Origin of the sequence: Paraburkholderia lebeckiae, from assembly GCF_050436325.1 — a bacterium.
Classification (GTDB): Bacteria; Pseudomonadota; Gammaproteobacteria; order Burkholderiales; family Burkholderiaceae; genus Paraburkholderia; species Paraburkholderia tuberum.
In genome coordinates, this window is the sequence record NZ_JBNDLZ010000002.1 from 1,937,063 (window position 1) to 1,952,043 (window position 14,981).

The window sequence follows — 14,981 nt, forward strand, 5'->3', positions numbered from 1 at the left end:
AGCACACGCTCATGCAACAGGCCTGGGTTCCGCTGCTGCTATCGCTGAAGGTCGCAGGCTGGGCCACCGCGCTCAATCTCGTGCTCGGCGTCGCGGCCGCGCTCGGCCTGTCGCGCTGGCGCTCCGGCGCGCGCGACGTGATCGATTCGCTGCTGATGCTGCCGCTCGTGCTGCCGCCCACCGTGCTCGGCTATTACCTGCTCGTGCTGCTCGGCCGACGCGGCGTGATCGGCGCGTGGCTCGACCGCATCGACATCCAGCTCGTCTTCACGTGGCAGGGCGCGGTGATCGCGTCGACGGTGGTCGCGTTTCCGCTCGTGCTGAAGTCCGCGCGCGCCGCCTTTGAAGGCGTCGATCCGCAGTTGGAGCGCGCGGCGCGCACGCTCGGCGTCAGCGAAGCCGCGGTGTTTTTCCGCGTGACGCTGCCGCTCGCCGCGCGCGGCATCCTCGCGGGCGGCCTGCTCGCGTTCGCGCGCGCGCTCGGCGAATTCGGCGCGACGCTGATGATCGCGGGCAATCTGCCAGGCCGCACACAGACACTGTCGGTCGCAGTCTATTCCGCGGTGCAGGCCGGCGACGACAGCACCGCCAACTTCCTCGTGCTCGTGACATCGGTCGCGTGCGTGACGATCCTGCTGCTTGCGGGGCGTCTCGTGCCGCAGCACACGCTTCTGAGAGCCCGCTGACATGCCGCTCAACGTCGCCATCCGCAAGACCTTCGAGACCGCCGAGCGGCGTTTCACGCTCGACGTCGCGTTCAGCGCGAGCACGCAGCGGCTCGTGCTGTTCGGGCCGTCGGGCGCGGGCAAGAGCTTGACCTTGCAGGCGATCGCCGGCTTGCTGCGGCCCGATGAAGGGACCATCACGCTGCACGGCACCACCTTGTTCGATAGCGCGGTCGGCATCGATCAGAAGCCGCAGGCGCGCGAGATCGCGTATCTGTTTCAGGACTACGCGCTGTTTCCGCATCTGAACGTGCGGCAGAACGTCGGCTTCGGGCTGCACCGGGGCTGGCTCAATCCGCGTGCGCGCGGCGCGCATGCGCAGGTCGATTACTGGCTCGATGCGCTCGAATTGAGGGGCGTGGCGGGCAATCACCCGGCACAGCTGTCGGGCGGGCAGAAGCAGCGCGTGGCGCTCGCGCGCGCGCTGGTTTCACAGCCGCGCCTGCTGCTGCTCGACGAGCCGTTTTCCGCACTGGATAGCGAGTTGCGCCAGCGCATGCGGCGCGAGCTATCGGACCTGCAAACGCGGCTCGATATTCCGATGGTGCTGATCACGCACGATCCGGACGACGTCGCCGCATTCGGCGATCAGGTCGTGCAGGTCAGCGACGGCCGCGTGCGCGAGGATCATCCGTTCGCAGGATATGCGCGCAGCGAGGCGTCGCCTCGTTGAGCGGGTGGCATTGCGCCTTCGTTACGCCCCGGCAACCTCAATCCTTCACGCCAAGTATCACGCTCGACGCCTTGAACACCGCGACCGCGCTCGCGCCTTCCTGCAAACCGAGCATGTCGACGCTGCCATTGGTGACGACCGCCGTGACCACCGCGCCGCCTTCGAGCCCGAGCGACACTTCCGCGTTCACCGCGCCGCGCTTCACGCTGTGCACGGTGCCACGCAACTGATTGCGCGCCGACAGGTTCAACGGCGCACTGCGATCGCCATCACCCGGTACGAGCAAAACGACCCACGACGCCTTGATCAGCGCAAACGCCGCCACGCCGACCGCGAGCCCGAGGGCTTCGGTGCTCTCGTGCGTGAGCACGGCGACGATCGTGTGGCCGCCGGGCAGCGCGAGCGACACTTCGTCGTTGACGGTGCCGCGCTCGATCGCCGACACCGTGCCGTAGAACTGATTGCGCGCGCTCGTCTTCACGCCGATGCGGCCGATCAGGTCCCAGTCCGTCGCGAAGCCTTCGCCGATCGCCGCGCCGGCGCGTTCGAGAAAGCGCCGATGCTCGCGCTCGACCGCGCGAAACGTCTCGATCAGCTTCACCGCGCGCGGCGTCAGCGTCGTGCCGCCGCCGCCCTTGCCGCCGGTCAGACGCACGACGAGCGGCTCGCCGGCGAGGTTGTTCATCGTGTCGATGGCATCCCACGCGCCTTTGTAGCTGATGCCGACCGCCTTCGCCGCGCTCGTGATCGAGCCGGTCTCGCCAATCGCCGCAAGCAGCGCGATGCGGGCCGCGCCGCCGAGCGTCTGCGTGCCCGCCTGAAACCAGACAGAGCCGCCGAGTTCGAGGGCATCGCGGGGAGGATCGGGGCGGTCGATGGTCATGGCAGAGAGTGGCTGAGGGTACGAGGCATGGCGGCGAATCATTATAGCGACGCGCTCTTCTACCGCTGGCCCCGACGCTTGCCGTTCACCACGGCACGACTCTGCCGAGGTAGTCGAGGTAATGCAAACCGGCACGGCCGTCGTATGCGTCGATCGTGCTGACCAGGTTCGGGATGCTTTCGTCGATGCTCAAACGCGCGTCCGGCCCGCCCATGTCGGTTCGCACCCAGCCGGGCGCCATCAGCAGCAGGGTTCTGGTATCGCTTCGATGACGTGCGGCAAAGCTGCGCATGAACATGTTGAGCGCGGCCTTGCTGCCGCGATAGACCTCGTAATTGCCGTTCTCGTTGTTGGCGACGCTGCCCTGCCCCGACGACATTACGCCGATCGTGCCAGTCGGCCGAACGAGATCCTGCAGCGCCTCGACGACCCGCATCGGACTCAACGCGTTCGTCACCATCACGCGCACGAATTCGTCGGTCGATACATCCGCGATCGTTTCACTATCGTCGTTCTTGACGCCGGCGTTGACGAACAGCAGGTCGATCGGACGTCCTTCGAGGCGGCCCCGCAACGCGGCGACCTGTTCGGGCATCGTGATGTCGACCGTTTCGACTTCGAGTGCTTCATGTGACGCTTTTGCAAGTTGAAGGAGCCTGGTCGTGGAATTTTGTCTGCCGGTCGCGATGACTCGCCAGCCGCGCTTCAGATACTCCTCGACCATCGCGAAGCCGAGGCCGCGCGAGGCGCCGATCAGAAGCACGGTTTTTTGCTGGTTTGCGGGTTGCATGGAACGTTTCCTGTCGATGGACTCGGGTCGAAACCGGTCCAGGAAATATAGTCGCTCGTGAAACAGGGCGGAAGATGCAATGCTTGCACTTACCGACCGTGAATCGTCGACAATGAGCAAGCGCACGAATCAGGAGACCGCGCGATGTCACCCTCTCGTGAATACTGGTTCCCAGCCAAACGCTATGGCTGGGGTTGGGGCCTTCCCGTGCGCTGGCAAGGATGGCTGACGCTGCTCGCATATTTCGTGTCGCTCGGGATGGTCGTTTTCCGGTTTCAACCCGCGGGTCATCCGCTCACGTTCGCCTTGCTGGTCGCGCTATTAACAGTGGCCCTCGTGGTCGTGTGCTGGCTGAAGGGCGAGCCGCCGCGCTGGCGGTGGGGTAAGGACTAGCAAGTCCGCTCAGCCACGCCAGCACCCACGTCTCTAGCCGGGCATGCAGATGGTCGGGTTCATTCGGTTTCGCTGTCGTCGGTGTCGGCATTGGAGTCGATTTCGTGTCGCATCGCCGAGCCTGCAAGTACGCTCGCTTGCAGGGGCGCGGCCTCCTTGCGCTCGCTGTATCGATCGGTCAGATAGTCGGAACGGTCCCGCACGAGCAGCGTGAACTTGATCAGTTCTTCCATCACGTCGACCACGCGATCATAGTAGGACGAGGGCTTCATACGGCCATCGGAATCGAATTCCTGGTATGCCTTCGCGACCGACGACTGATTGGGGATGGTCACCATCCGCATCCAGCGGCCAAGCACGCGCAGCGCGTTTACCGCATTGAACGATTGCGAGCCTCCGCACACCTGCATCACAGCCAGCGTGCGCCCTTGGGTCGGCCGTATTCCCGCGCTTTCGAGCGGCAGCCAGTCGATCTGATTCTTGAATACGGCCGTGAGATTGCCGTGGCGCTCCGGGCTGCACCAAACCTGGCCCTCCGACCACTCGGACAGCTTGCGCAGTTCGACGACCTTCGGATGATCTGCCGGGACGCTATCGGCGAGCGGCAGGCCGTGCGGGTCGAATACCTGCGTTTGCGCTCCGAAATGCCGGAGGATGCGCTCGGCTTCGAGCGTCAGCAGCCGGCTATACGACGTTGCTCGCAGCGACCCGTAAAGCAGCAGGATGCGTGGCGGATGCGTTGAAGTGGTCACGGGTGCCAGCTTGTCCACGTCCGGTATATCGAGGTGAATAGGGCTGACGTTCGGCAGATCACTCATCACGATCCGTTTCTCCCCAAGTTGGGCGCGACTTTCCGCTGCCCTGATTCGTACCATGCTTGCGAACGGTTCACGACCCCCACGACGAGCAGCATCACGGGGACCTCGATCAGAACCCCAACCACCGTCGCCAGTGCGGCACCCGAATGAAAACCGAACAGGCTGATTGCCGTGGCCACGGCGAGTTCGAAGAAGTTGCTTGCGCCAATCAGACTCGACGGGCCAGCGACGCAATGCGCGACGCCCAACTGGCGGTTGAGCAGGTAGGCCAGTCCCGAGTTCAGAAACACCTGGATGAGGATTGGCACGGCGAGCATCGCGATCACCAGCGGCTGCTCAACGATCTGCTGACCCTGAAACGCAAACAGCAGGACCAGCGTCACGAGCAAGGCGCAGATGGACCAGGGACCGAGACGGGCAACGACGCTACGGAAATGCTTTTCGCCGTTTCGAAGAAAGCGTTGGCGCAGCAGTTGCGCGAGGATGACCGGGATCACTATGTAAAGGCCAACCGAAGCGATCAGTGTGTCCCAAGGCACTGTGATCGCGGACAGCCCGAGCAGCAACGCGACGAGTGGCGCGAACGCCACGACCATGATCGAGTCGTTCAGCGCGACCTGCGACAGAGTGAAATACGGGTCGCCCTTGCACAGCTGCGACCACACGAAGACCATTGCCGTGCACGGCGCGGCGGCGAGCAGGATGAGACCTGCGACGTAGCTGTCGAGTTGCTCGACGGGCAGCCACGGCCTGAACACGTGACGAATGAACACCCAGCCCAACACGGCCATCGAGAACGGTTTGACGAGCCAGTTGACCGCGAGCGTCACGCCGATGCCGCGCCATTGGCTGCCGACCTGCTTCATCGCCGAGAAGTCGATCTTGATGAGCATCGGGATGATCATCACCCAGATCAGCACGCCGACGGGCAGGTTGACGTGCGCGACTTCCATGCGCCCGAGCGCCTGAAATGCGCCCGGCAACAACTGGCCGAGTATCACGCCTGCCACGATGCACAGCGCGACCCACACCGTCAGATAGCGCTCGAAGAAGCCGATAGCCGGGCGCGCGGCTGCGCGAGCCTCAGCGCGACTCATTGGTTTCCTCTGCCGGACGCTCGCCAATGGCACGCATTTCGCGCTGGATTGCGTCGTGGTCGAGCGCGTGCAGCGGCAGGTTCACGAACTGGCTCACGCGATTCATGATCTGTCGATAGACCTTGTCGAAAACTTCGCGCTTCTCGTCGTCGGTTCCCTGGCAGGCCGCGGGATCTTCAAAGCCCCAGTGTGCGCTGATCGGCTTGCCGGGCCAGATCGGGCAGACCTCGCCCGCAGCCTGATCGCATACGGTAATGACGAAGTCCATCTGCGGCGCGGCGGGCGTTGCGAACTCGTCCCAGCTCTTACTGCGCATCTTCGCGGTGTCGTAGCCCAGTGCCGCGCATTTCTCGATCGCGAACGGATTGACTGCGCCGGATGGATGGCTGCCCGCGCTGTACGCGCGAAACTGTCCTTTGCCGAGCACGTTGAACAGCGCCTCGGCCATGATGCTGCGTGCACTGTTGCCGGTGCAGAGAATCAGTACGGAATACGGTTTGCCGCTCATGTGCGGCTCCGAAATGAAATGCCTGTCGGGGAAGGAGCGCAGCAGGCTGCCGCGGATTCGTTTGCTGCCAATGCCTGGGTATGAGATTGCCCATAGATGAGAGCCGATTCGAGCGTCAGGAAGGTTTCCCAGGCCACGCCTTGCGGATCGACGGTCCACGCCTTGTCCGACTTCGCGTAACAGCATGTCGTGCCGCTCTGGTGCTGCACGGGAACTTCAGCGGCGGCGAAGCGCGCGTTCATCTCTGCCAGTTCCTCATCGGTTTCCACCTGGATGCCAATGTGATCGACGCCAGGTTTCGCGCCGCGTTGCGAGATCGCGAAGTTCACGACGGGGTCCCTCAGCTCCCACTTGCAGTAATCGCTCTTGATGACCGTCGGCTCGACGTTGCCAAACAACGCGCTGTAGAAGCGGATGCTGTCGGCAAGATTGTCGACAGCCACGTGAATGTGCATGCGTTTCATGTTTCGTCTCGGCAGCAGTTGGAAAGGTCGCTCGCGGCGCACGATGCACCGGAGCAGCAGTTCTCTGTGAGGAAGCCGATCAGCGACGTCATCGCGTCGAAGTTTGCGGTGTAGATGACGAAGCGCCCTTCCTGTCGCGGACTCACCAGTCCGGCGTGTGTCAGGTCTTTCAGATGGAACGAAAGGCCGGAAGGCGAAATGCCTAACTGCTGCGCTATTTCGCCAGCCGCCATGCCTTCGGGGCCGGCAACGACGAGCTGGCGAAAGATCGCGAGTCGGGATTCGTGAGCGAGCGCGCCCAGCGCGCGTACGGCATTGATCGTGTCCATAAGGACACTATATCCACTTCACCGTCATATTTCAATATTTGTTGAAATGTCGCAATCTGGTCGGTGGTTCGCTCTTTGATGACGCATTTCGCTAGTCGGGACGGCTTGCGTACTGCGCAATCCCATTCCCGAACGACCAGTTCTCCTTCTCGACCTCGACGAGGTTGATGAACACATCCTCGGGCCGCACGCCCGGCGACTTCCCGAGTTCATCGACGATGCGTCGATACAGCGCTTTCTTCTGCTCGACCGGGCGCGTGTTGCTGACGGTCAATTGGATCACGACGAGATCGTCGCCTCGCTCGATATTCTGGTACTGCCGGTCATAGATCATGTTGTCGGGCGTGTGCTCGGTGATCAGCATGAACATGTCGTCCTTCGGCACGTTGAACGTATCCACCAGCGAGCGCTGGATGCCGGCGGTCAGCGCCTGGCGGTATTCGGCCGGCTTGCCGGCGCGCAGTGAGATTCGGGTGAGCGGCATGATGGGCTCCTTGTTGCGGTGTTGGGTTGAACACAGCTTAGGCGCGCTCCATCATAATAAACAGATATCCATGCCTATTTCATCCATTTTCATCTGAAATGAAAGTCCTCGATCTCGATGCGGTGCGGGCCTTCGTGCTGGTCGCCGATCTGCGCAGCTTCACGCGCGCCGCGGACGCGCTCGACACCACGCAATCGGCCGTCAGCCTGAAGCTGAAGCGACTGGAGGCGCACCTGGGCAAGCAGTTGCTGGAGCGCACGCCGCGCGTCGTGCGTCTGTCCGCCGACGGCCACGCGTTTCTCAACGCCGCGCGCGAGTTGCTGAACGCGCACGAGCGCGCGCTCGGCGCGCTGTCGGTGGAGCGGCGGCGGCTCGTGCTCGGGCTCAGCGAGCACGTCGCGGGCTCCGATCTGCCGCACCTGCTCGGCCGGCTCAACGCGCACGATCCGGGCCTCATGGTCGAGTTGCATATGGGCACGTCGGCGGCGTTGCTCGCGCAGTTCGACGAACGCCGGCTCGATGCGGCGATCATCCGCTACGGCGCCGACGAACCGCCGCGCGATGACGCGCAGACGCTGTTCAGCGAACCGCTCGGTTGGCTCGCGACGCCGACATGGCTGCCGCGAGCCGGTGAGCCGCTGGCGCTCGCGCTATTGAGCCCGCCGTGCAACGTGCGTGACGTCGCGTTGCGCACGCTGACGGCGGCGGGGATCGCCTGGCAGGAGGTGTTTGTGGGTGGTGGCGTCGCGGCAGTGGGCGCGGCTGTGGCCGCTGGGCTCGCCGTATCGCCGCTCGCGCGTCGGGTTGCGCCGCGCGGTCTGATCGACGTCGGCGCGCGGCTCAGCCTGCCGGCGCTGCCGGAGTCGCGTGTGACGCTGCATTCGCGCGTGCGCGAGGCCCGCTCGGCGGAAACGCTGCGGCTGCTTGCAAACGGCCTCGCCACGGCGTGACGCCACGACAGATGCCACACCGCGCCGCGCCACACCGCGCCGCTCGAAGCAGCCTTAGTGGATGATTGGCGGCAGCGAACCGCTGCTGGCGGTCGCCGGATCGGGCACGGAGCCCATCGGCGCGATGTCGCTAACGTTTGCGGACGCGTCCGGCGAAGTCCGCACGGGCGGTTTGATCGGATTCGCACGGGAAATCGCGGGCTTCGCCGCGACCTTGTCCACGTGCGGACGCGCAGTGTGAGCCGCCGCGAAATCGGCGTGCACCACCTTGCCCTGAGCCGGCTTCGCGCGCGCCAGTTGCACCCGTGGCTGCGCATGCTTCGCGGCCCGCGCGTCAACGATGGCGTGCGAGCGGTTCTGGCCCGACGCGGCGACTTTCACGCCGTCCTTCACGTTCCCGCCCCCCACGAGATGTTTCGCGCCGTTCCCATGCGCCGCGAGTTTGCCGCCGTGGGCCACGCCGGCCGACGCGACATGGGTTGCCGCGTGCCGGGCGCCCGCCGTCTGCCGCGCATGCGCACCAGTTTTGGTCTTGATTCCGCCCTTGGCGCCCGCCTTCACTTTCACCGCCTCGGGTTTCTTCCGCGCGTGCGCCTGCCGGGTAACGTGTCCGCTCGCGAGATGCCCGCTCACCTCCGGCGGATTCCACACTTCCACATAACCGGCAGCCAACGCCACCTCCGACACACGCCATACGGCCAGCGCCGCTGCTACTACTCGAACCCGCATCTGCTGCTTCTCCTGACCGACGACTGCCAAAACGAGCCGGGATTATATTCTCTTGCAAAAATCCACTTTTGGACTAATATCATTAAAAAGTACACATAGGGACTTACCCGCAATGACTCACGCTGCCCGAATTTCCTCGCCCGAGGCATCGCCGCGACGATCGCTTTCGGAACCCACGCTGACGCAGATGTCCGCGGCCGGTCTGCGTGCGTTCTTCAACATCGCGCGCGACTGGGACCTGAGCGCCGACGAGCAGATCGTGCTGCTCGGCAAGCCGGGCCGCTCGACGTTCTTCAAGTGGAGGGCGACGCCCGAGACCGCGCGCCTCAGCCACGACACGCTGGAGCGACTGTCGCTGCTGCTCGGTATCTACAAGGCGCTGCAGATTCTGCTGCCGCAGCCGAGCGCCGCCGACACCTGGGTCAAACGCCCCAACAGCGCGCCGCCGTTCGGCGGGAAACGCGCGCTGGACCGTATGCTGGCAGGCAACATCAGCGATCTCGTGGCCGTGCGCCAGTATCTCGACGCAATGCGAGGCGGCTGGGCGTGACACCACCGCAATGGCAGGACCGCTGGACCAGCGCAGCGCTCGATTGGTCGCCCGCGTATCGAGTGATTCCGACGCGCTTTCCGGCCATCAACCTGTTCGATCGGGTCGCATCGCCGGAGGATTTCGACGCGCTGTATGCGCTCGAAGCGATGACCAACGACCGTCTGCGCACCGAAATCGGCGAACTCGATCTGGTGCCGCGCGAGGAGCGCCGTTTCGGGCCCGGCTACGGGCCGATCATGGCCGCGCTCACGCATCTGAATCCGCTCGGCAGCCGCTTTTCCGACGGCACCTACGGCGTGTTCTATTGCGCGCGTTCACGCGCGACTGCGATCGCGGAAACACGCTATCACACGGGTCAGTTTCTCCAGGCGACCGCCGAGCCGCCGATGCGTCAACAGATGCGTCTCTATACGGTAGTCGCACAAGGCAACGTGGTCGACTTGCGTCGCGACCCCGAGTTCGATCCCGCCGTGCTGTCGCCCGACGACTATCTTCCCGGACAGGCGCTCGGGCGCGCGGTACGCGCGGCGGGCGCGCCGGGCATCGTGTATCCGTCGGTGCGCGACAGCGCTGGCGAATGTCTCGCGGCGTTCCGCACGATGCTGCTGCGCGACTGCCATCACGCGGCATACCTCGAATACAACTGGAACGGCAGGAGCGTCGATATGGTGTTCGAGTTGAATCAGGTCGGGTGACAGAAGAGCGGCGAAGCAGCGCGGGGACTTCAGCCGTTCAAGGCAAGGCCAGTTCCGCCGCCCCTTCCGCGCGCGCGGCCTCGACCGAGATCGACCAACGACGCAACGCCTGCGGCTGCACGATCGTCAACGTGCCGTCCGGCCCGAACGCGCCCGTATCGATGAACACTTGCGAGCCGATCTGCGTGATGTCGCGCACCGGCGTATGGCCGCAATAAGTCAGCGACAGCCCGCGCTGCCGCAGCGGATCGCCGTTGCCCAGCGCGAGTTCGCGACCCCACAGCAATTGCTGGCGCGTTTCGGCCGAATAATTGCCTGCGTCGAGCTCGGCGTCGGAGCCGAAAAATTCGGCGTGCAGAACGTTGAAGCGCGCCTTGCCGCTGCCGATCACGCGCACGAGCGGCAGCGTGCGCAGATGCTCGGCGTAATAGCGCAGACGCTCGTCGGGCACGTCGACCGCCCACGCGCCGCCGATGCCGTACCACCACTGCCGCCGCAAGCGGCCGTCGGCGACCGCGCACAGCGCGTCCTCGTGATTGCCGAGCACCGCATGGAACCACGGCTTCTCGAGCAGCGCGAGCGCCTGCTCCGAGTGCTCGCCCCGATCGACCAGATCGCCGACCGAAAACAGCCGGTCGCACGTCGGATCGAACGCGATCTGACGCAGCAGGTAGCGCAAAGCGTCGACGCAGCCGTGCAGATCGCCGACCACGAAATCGCGGCCGGCCTCGTTGGCGTCGTGATGCTGAACGAAGTTGGCGGGGGAGGAATTCATCCCACCATGATAATGCGGCCGACGCGCGCGCGTATGCGGGGTGCCTATCGTATCCGCACGCTTCATCGAGCAAGAAAGACATCGAACGACGCAGAAATGACGCTGAAACGGCACATTTGCGGTATGCGTTACCGGAAACGCACGTTTGCGCGGGTCACTCCTGGCGCGCGCCCGAGTCCTCCCGCGCGCTATTGCAGCGTGCGCAGCTTCGCCACCTGGTCGGCCGCGATCGTCGCCTGCGGATTGCCGAACTGTTTCGTCACGTAGTTGGCGATCGCCGCGATCTGCTCGTCGTCGAGATGGCCGCCGAACGCGGGCATCAGCACGTCCGCGTGCGCGGTCGTGCGATTCACGCCGTGCAGAATGACCAACGCGAGATTGTTCGCGTCGTTCGCGCCGACCGTCGAATTGTGGATCAGCGACGGATACGCGCCCGGCGCGCTCGCGCCCACGCCCTCCCCGGTCCAGCTATGACAGGTCGCGCAATTGGCGACGAACAGTTGCGCGCCGTTCACGCCGGTGATCGCGGTGCCGCGCATGGCGGTGACGTCGCTGGCCGGCTTGCCCCATTGATGACGTGGACGCGCGTCGCCGCCGCTCACGGCCGGCACCGAGCGCAAGAACACGACGATCGAGCGCAAATCCACCGGCGTCAGATACTGCGTGCTGTTCGCGACCACTTCGCCCATCGGGCCGGCCGCGTTTGCGCGGCTCGGCGCCGCGCCGGTCGACAGATACGACGTGAGTTCGTCGTCGCGCCAGTCGCCCACGCCGCTCAGCTTGTCCGGCGTGATATTGAACGCATGCCAGCCGGCCTGCACCGCACCGGAGAAACGCGCGCTCGACTTCAGCCCCTGCATGAAATTGCGCGGTGTATGGCATTCCTCGCAATGCGCGAGCCCTTCGACCAGATACGCGCCCCGGTTCCATTCGGGGCTCTGTTTCGGGTCCGGCACGAAGCGCCCCTCGGTGAAGTTGAACATGTTCCAGAACACCATTAGCCAGCGCTGATTGAACGGGAACTTGAGGCTGTTCGAGGGCGGCGTGTAGTGAATCGGCGCGAGCGTGTTCAGATACGCGCGAATCGCCAGCACGTCCTGTTCGGTCACGCGTGTGTAGGCGGTGTACGGGAACGCCGGATAGAGCCGCTCGCCGCCTTTGCCGATGCCTTCGTGCATCGCGCGCATGAAATCGGCGTCGCTCCATTGGCCGATGCCGGTGTCGGGATCGGGCGTGATGTTCGGCGTCACGATCGTGCCGAACGGTGTGCTGATCGGCAGGCCGCCCGCGAAGGGGCGCGACTTGTCCGCCGTATGGCAGGCCGCGCAATCGGCGGCACGGGTCAGGTATTGGCCGCGCTTCACGAGTTCGCCATTCGCGGCCTTGCCGGCGAGCATGGCCGGGCCGCCGACCGAAGCCTGCGCCGCGTCGTCGGCGCGCGCATGGGTAATCGGCATTTCGTCGGTCGAGTTTGCGTCCGGGCCGTGCGACTCGTGCCACGCTATCGACAGCGCAAACAGCGAAAACGCGGCCGCGAGCGCCGCGCCGCCGAAGCGGCGGCGCTGGTTGACGTGCATCAGCACAGGGTCCGGCTGCGCGCGACAGGTGTTCTTCGTCATTGTGGCTCTCCGGTCGGCGCTCAGATTTCGCGCTTCAGCTTGTCGCCCAGTTTCAGCGACAGTGCAGCGATCGTCAGCGTGCAGTTCACCGACGCGGCGGTGGGCATCACGCCGCTGCTCGCGATGAACAGGTTCGAATGATCGTGCGTGCGGCAGTCCGCGTCGACGACCGAACTCGCCGCATCGCTGCCCATGATCGTCGTACCCATGATGTGATTGTTGGGCGCGAAGCTGTCGTCGAACGAGACCTCGGTGCCGCCGAATAGCGTCGCGATCTGCGCATACAGTTCGTGCGTATTGGCGGCGCTCTTCTTCACGTAGTCGTTGATCGAGTAGTAGATCTCGGGCTGAGGAATCCCGAGCGCGTCCTTGTGATCTGCCGACGGCACGATGCGGTTCTGCGGCTCCGGCAGATGTTCGTGAAAGCTGTTGATGTTCAGCGTGCGCGCCGCGCGGTCGCGAATCTGCCGGTCGAGTTCGGCGCCGGTCAGGCCTTTTTCCAGCAGGTCGGCGGTGACGCCCATCGTCGGCACGCCGTTCGACAAATGCAGCTTCTTCGACGCGTATTCGGAGCGGAACGCGCCGTCGCGGAAGTTGACGATCGAGGTCATCTCCATCGGCCCGCGGCCGGGCCACAGCGGTTCGTTGGCGAGAAACGTGACGCCGGTGCCGGGATGGTCCATCAGGTTGCGGCCCACCTGATCGGAGCTGTTGCCGACGCCGTGCGGAAATTTGTCGGAGGTTGACATCAACATCAGTTTCGGCGTTTCGATGCCGTTCGCCGCGAGCACGAACAGCTTGCCGGTGACGCGTGTGCTATTGCCGTTCGGGTCCTTGTAGTGGACCGCGGTGATGAGCCCTTTGTCGTCCGCTTCGATGCGATACACGACCGCTTCGGGAATCAGTTTCGCGCCGGCCTGCTCGGCCTTCTCCGCGTGGATCACACCGTTGTACATCGCCGCGATCGGGCAGATCGGCATGCAGTTGTTGTTGCCGCAGCAGGTGGGCCGCGCATCGTACGGACGGCTGTTGCGCGCGACCGGTTCGGGCACGACCTTGAAGCCCTGCGCGTTGAGCACGTCGCTGAAACGCTGATCCATGTACGACAGCGGCAACTGCTGCATCGGATAGGGCTTCGAGCGCGGCGAACCGAGATCGAACGAACTATCCGGACCGGACACGCCGAGCTGCACTTCGGCGGCTACGTACCACGGCTCGAGCGTTTCGTACGGATACGGCCAGTCGCGCCCGACACCATATAGCTTGCGCAACTGGAAGTCCGACGGCAGCAGCCGCCACGCGGCGGCCGCCCAGTGCCAGGTCGTACCGCCGACGAGCCGCACGTATTGTGAGTTGTACGGATAATCGCCCTTCTGGATTAGGTAGTTGTTCGCGGGCGCATACTCGGGATGCGGCGCGTAAAGCGTCGACGGATACGGCGTCGCGAAGTCTGACTTGGCCGGCGAGTTGCGAAAGTTCTCGACGATCTGCCAGCGCGGAATGCGCGGCCCCGCTTCGAGCAGGATCACCGACGCGCCCGCCAGCGCCATCTGATGCGCAACCAGACTGCCGGCGACGCCGGAGCCGACCACGACGATATCGGCGGATTGTGTGTTTGCCATCGTTTCTCTCTTCGATGCCCTGCCTGTTGCGGGCTCTGTTCGTGCGACGTTTGCAGCTCCGGCGTGCTGGTTGCGCCGCTGGCGCGGCCCGCTCGCGGGCTCGCGCGACTCACGCGGGCGTCGGCTTCTGCGTCCAGTAGAACGGCACGTCGCGGCAATAGGAGGGAATCGTGAGCACGTCTTGGACGGGCTCGAACATCAGCGCCTTTTCATACGCGATCACCTGGACGTGCGGCATGTCGCCGACGAGACCCAGATACCACGCGCGCATGATCGCGCCGACCGTTTTCGCGAGCGCGGGCTGGTCGGTCTGCAGCGCCTGCTTGACCGTATCGGACGGCACGCCGCCGTGGCCTTGCAGCCACGTGTTCAGCGCCGCGACGTTCTGCGCGAACAGGTTATCGGCACGCGACAGCGCATCGTAGGCACGTTGGCCAAGCACGGTATCGAAACTGCTACGACCGGTGAGGTGTTGCGAAAGCGCGAGGAAGGCATCGAGTCCGCCCCCGGCTGGCCGCGTATCGGCGAAGGCGGGCACGATCCACGACGGCGAACGGCTCGCGCCGGCGAACGCGAGCGCCGCGGCCGTCGCGCACGAGCCGAGCACCCAGGCCCTGCGCGAAGCGGAAAACGACGGTGGCAAGCTGGTGAACCGTGTGGCATTGCGATAAGACTTCGCTCCTTGCCGATGCGTCACGTGGGGATGCGCATCGTTATCCTCAGGAACATCTGTCATGGGGGCTCCAGATGATGAGTCGTTCTCGACGAGCAGCCCGGCGAGGGGCATGATGCCGTTCGCGTGCCGCTTCGTTTGCACTTCCCCAAACCTGGTCTTACGCCGCTTCAGCGGTCTCGTATCCGTGCGCGTGATTCA

19 protein-coding genes are annotated in these 14,981 nt (G+C 64.7%); 6 read left to right on the top strand and 13 right to left on the bottom strand.

The window, feature by feature from the left end:
* Positions 1-11: 11 nt before the first annotated feature.
* Both modB and OKW44_RS12085 read left to right on the top strand, forming a co-directional pair.
* Positions 12-686: a molybdate ABC transporter permease subunit gene (gene modB / locus OKW44_RS12080; protein ID WP_018424169.1), complete on the top strand. Its 675-nt coding sequence runs from the start codon at positions 12-14 to the stop codon at positions 684-686.
* Between the two features lies 1 nt (position 687).
* A complete protein-coding gene (locus OKW44_RS12085; RefSeq protein ID WP_018424168.1) occupies positions 688-1,398 on the top strand; it encodes a sulfate/molybdate ABC transporter ATP-binding protein in 711 nt (236 codons plus the stop codon).
* 37 nt (positions 1,399-1,435) lie between these two features.
* Here OKW44_RS12085 and OKW44_RS12090 read toward each other — a convergent pair whose 3' ends face one another.
* Positions 1,436-2,281: a TOBE domain-containing protein gene (locus OKW44_RS12090; RefSeq protein ID WP_018424167.1), complete on the bottom strand. Its 846-nt coding sequence runs from the start codon at positions 2,279-2,281 to the stop codon at positions 1,436-1,438.
* Between the two features lie 85 nt (positions 2,282-2,366).
* Positions 2,367-3,071 carry an SDR family NAD(P)-dependent oxidoreductase gene (locus OKW44_RS12095; RefSeq protein ID WP_018424166.1) on the bottom strand — a complete coding sequence of 235 codons (705 nt, stop codon included), beginning with the start codon at positions 3,069-3,071 and terminating at the stop codon, positions 2,367-2,369.
* Positions 3,072-3,215: 144 nt separating this feature from the next.
* On the opposite strand from OKW44_RS12095, the gene OKW44_RS12100 reads away from it, so the two are divergent.
* A complete protein-coding gene (locus OKW44_RS12100; RefSeq protein ID WP_026226471.1) occupies positions 3,216-3,464 on the top strand; it encodes a hypothetical protein in 249 nt (82 codons plus the stop codon).
* Between the two features lie 59 nt (positions 3,465-3,523).
* On the opposite strand, the gene arsH is transcribed toward OKW44_RS12100, so the two are convergent.
* The 6 genes from arsH to OKW44_RS12130 all read right to left on the bottom strand — a co-directional run bounded on the left by arsH (position 3,524) and on the right by OKW44_RS12130 (position 7,164).
* On the bottom strand, positions 3,524-4,285 hold the full coding sequence (arsH, locus tag OKW44_RS12105; protein ID WP_026226470.1) for an arsenical resistance protein ArsH: 762 nt from the start codon (positions 4,283-4,285) through the stop codon (positions 3,524-3,526).
* A complete protein-coding gene (gene arsB, locus OKW44_RS12110; RefSeq protein ID WP_018424163.1) occupies positions 4,282-5,379 on the bottom strand; it encodes an ACR3 family arsenite efflux transporter in 1,098 nt (365 codons plus the stop codon). Before arsB ends, arsH begins: the two co-directional genes overlap by 4 nt.
* Entirely contained in the window at positions 5,366-5,887 is a 522-nt protein-coding gene (locus tag OKW44_RS12115) for an arsenate reductase ArsC (protein WP_018424162.1), read from the bottom strand. Before OKW44_RS12115 ends, arsB begins: the two co-directional genes overlap by 14 nt.
* Entirely contained in the window at positions 5,884-6,351 is a 468-nt protein-coding gene (locus OKW44_RS12120; RefSeq protein ID WP_018424161.1) for an ArsI/CadI family heavy metal resistance metalloenzyme, read from the bottom strand. Before OKW44_RS12120 ends, OKW44_RS12115 begins: the two co-directional genes overlap by 4 nt.
* Positions 6,348-6,680, bottom strand: a complete 333-nt coding sequence (locus tag OKW44_RS12125; RefSeq protein ID WP_018424160.1) for an ArsR/SmtB family transcription factor — start codon at positions 6,678-6,680, stop codon at positions 6,348-6,350. Before OKW44_RS12125 ends, OKW44_RS12120 begins: the two co-directional genes overlap by 4 nt.
* A gap of 91 nt (positions 6,681-6,771) precedes the next feature.
* Complete coding sequence (locus OKW44_RS12130) at positions 6,772-7,164, bottom strand: tautomerase family protein (RefSeq protein ID WP_018424159.1); 393 nt, start codon at positions 7,162-7,164, stop codon at positions 6,772-6,774.
* 98 nt (positions 7,165-7,262) lie between these two features.
* On the opposite strand from OKW44_RS12130, the gene OKW44_RS12135 reads away from it, so the two are divergent.
* Positions 7,263-8,114: a LysR family transcriptional regulator gene (locus tag OKW44_RS12135; protein ID WP_018424158.1), complete on the top strand. Its 852-nt coding sequence runs from the start codon at positions 7,263-7,265 to the stop codon at positions 8,112-8,114.
* A gap of 54 nt (positions 8,115-8,168) precedes the next feature.
* On the opposite strand, the gene OKW44_RS12140 is transcribed toward OKW44_RS12135, so the two are convergent.
* Positions 8,169-8,843 carry a hypothetical protein gene (locus tag OKW44_RS12140; protein WP_026226469.1) on the bottom strand — a complete coding sequence of 225 codons (675 nt, stop codon included), beginning with the start codon at positions 8,841-8,843 and terminating at the stop codon, positions 8,169-8,171.
* Positions 8,844-9,030: 187 nt separating this feature from the next.
* On the opposite strand from OKW44_RS12140, the gene OKW44_RS12145 reads away from it, so the two are divergent.
* Both OKW44_RS12145 and OKW44_RS12150 read left to right on the top strand, forming a co-directional pair.
* On the top strand, positions 9,031-9,393 hold the full coding sequence (locus tag OKW44_RS12145) for an MbcA/ParS/Xre antitoxin family protein (RefSeq protein ID WP_018424156.1): 363 nt from the start codon (positions 9,031-9,033) through the stop codon (positions 9,391-9,393).
* A complete protein-coding gene (locus tag OKW44_RS12150) occupies positions 9,390-10,091 on the top strand; it encodes an RES family NAD+ phosphorylase (RefSeq protein ID WP_018424155.1) in 702 nt (233 codons plus the stop codon). Before OKW44_RS12145 ends, OKW44_RS12150 begins: the two co-directional genes overlap by 4 nt.
* Positions 10,092-10,128: 37 nt before the next feature.
* Here OKW44_RS12150 and OKW44_RS12155 read toward each other — a convergent pair whose 3' ends face one another.
* The 4 genes from OKW44_RS12155 to OKW44_RS12170 form a co-directional block, all read right to left on the bottom strand.
* Positions 10,129-10,866, bottom strand: coding sequence for a metallophosphoesterase (locus tag OKW44_RS12155; RefSeq protein ID WP_026226467.1), 738 nt, complete (start codon positions 10,864-10,866; stop codon positions 10,129-10,131).
* Positions 10,867-11,054: 188 nt separating this feature from the next.
* Positions 11,055-12,485, bottom strand: coding sequence for a cytochrome c (locus OKW44_RS12160; RefSeq protein WP_018424153.1), 1,431 nt, complete (start codon positions 12,483-12,485; stop codon positions 11,055-11,057).
* A 20-nt stretch (positions 12,486-12,505) separates the two neighbouring features.
* Positions 12,506-14,107, bottom strand: coding sequence for a GMC family oxidoreductase (locus OKW44_RS12165; RefSeq protein ID WP_018424152.1), 1,602 nt, complete (start codon positions 14,105-14,107; stop codon positions 12,506-12,508).
* 109 nt (positions 14,108-14,216) lie between these two features.
* Entirely contained in the window at positions 14,217-14,843 is a 627-nt protein-coding gene (locus OKW44_RS12170) for a sugar dehydrogenase complex small subunit (RefSeq protein ID WP_018424151.1), read from the bottom strand.
* Between the last annotated feature and the right edge of the window lie 138 nt (positions 14,844-14,981).

Coding starts and splice junctions, on each gene's coding strand:
- modB (WP_018424169.1), top strand. CDS start 12: ATGCAACAGGCCTGGGTTCCGCTGCTGCTATCGCTGAAGGTCGCAGGC.
- OKW44_RS12085 (WP_018424168.1), top strand. CDS start 688: ATGCCGCTCAACGTCGCCATCCGCAAGACCTTCGAGACCGCCGAGCGG.
- OKW44_RS12090 (WP_018424167.1), bottom strand. CDS start 2,281: ATGACCATCGACCGCCCCGATCCTCCCCGCGATGCCCTCGAACTCGGC.
- OKW44_RS12095 (WP_018424166.1), bottom strand. CDS start 3,071: ATGCAACCCGCAAACCAGCAAAAAACCGTGCTTCTGATCGGCGCCTCG.
- OKW44_RS12100 (WP_026226471.1), top strand. CDS start 3,216: ATGTCACCCTCTCGTGAATACTGGTTCCCAGCCAAACGCTATGGCTGG.
- arsB (WP_018424163.1), bottom strand. CDS start 5,379: ATGAGTCGCGCTGAGGCTCGCGCAGCCGCGCGCCCGGCTATCGGCTTC.
- OKW44_RS12115 (WP_018424162.1), bottom strand. CDS start 5,887: ATGAGCGGCAAACCGTATTCCGTACTGATTCTCTGCACCGGCAACAGT.
- OKW44_RS12120 (WP_018424161.1), bottom strand. CDS start 6,351: ATGAAACGCATGCACATTCACGTGGCTGTCGACAATCTTGCCGACAGC.
- OKW44_RS12125 (WP_018424160.1), bottom strand. CDS start 6,680: ATGGACACGATCAATGCCGTACGCGCGCTGGGCGCGCTCGCTCACGAA.
- OKW44_RS12130 (WP_018424159.1), bottom strand. CDS start 7,164: ATGCCGCTCACCCGAATCTCACTGCGCGCCGGCAAGCCGGCCGAATAC.
- OKW44_RS12135 (WP_018424158.1), top strand. CDS start 7,263: ATGAAAGTCCTCGATCTCGATGCGGTGCGGGCCTTCGTGCTGGTCGCC.
- OKW44_RS12140 (WP_026226469.1), bottom strand. CDS start 8,843: ATGCGGGTTCGAGTAGTAGCAGCGGCGCTGGCCGTATGGCGTGTGTCG.
- OKW44_RS12145 (WP_018424156.1), top strand. CDS start 9,031: ATGTCCGCGGCCGGTCTGCGTGCGTTCTTCAACATCGCGCGCGACTGG.
- OKW44_RS12155 (WP_026226467.1), bottom strand. CDS start 10,866: ATGAATTCCTCCCCCGCCAACTTCGTTCAGCATCACGACGCCAACGAG.
- OKW44_RS12160 (WP_018424153.1), bottom strand. CDS start 12,485: ATGACGAAGAACACCTGTCGCGCGCAGCCGGACCCTGTGCTGATGCAC.
- OKW44_RS12165 (WP_018424152.1), bottom strand. CDS start 14,107: ATGGCAAACACACAATCCGCCGATATCGTCGTGGTCGGCTCCGGCGTC.
- OKW44_RS12170 (WP_018424151.1), bottom strand. CDS start 14,843: ATGACAGATGTTCCTGAGGATAACGATGCGCATCCCCACGTGACGCAT.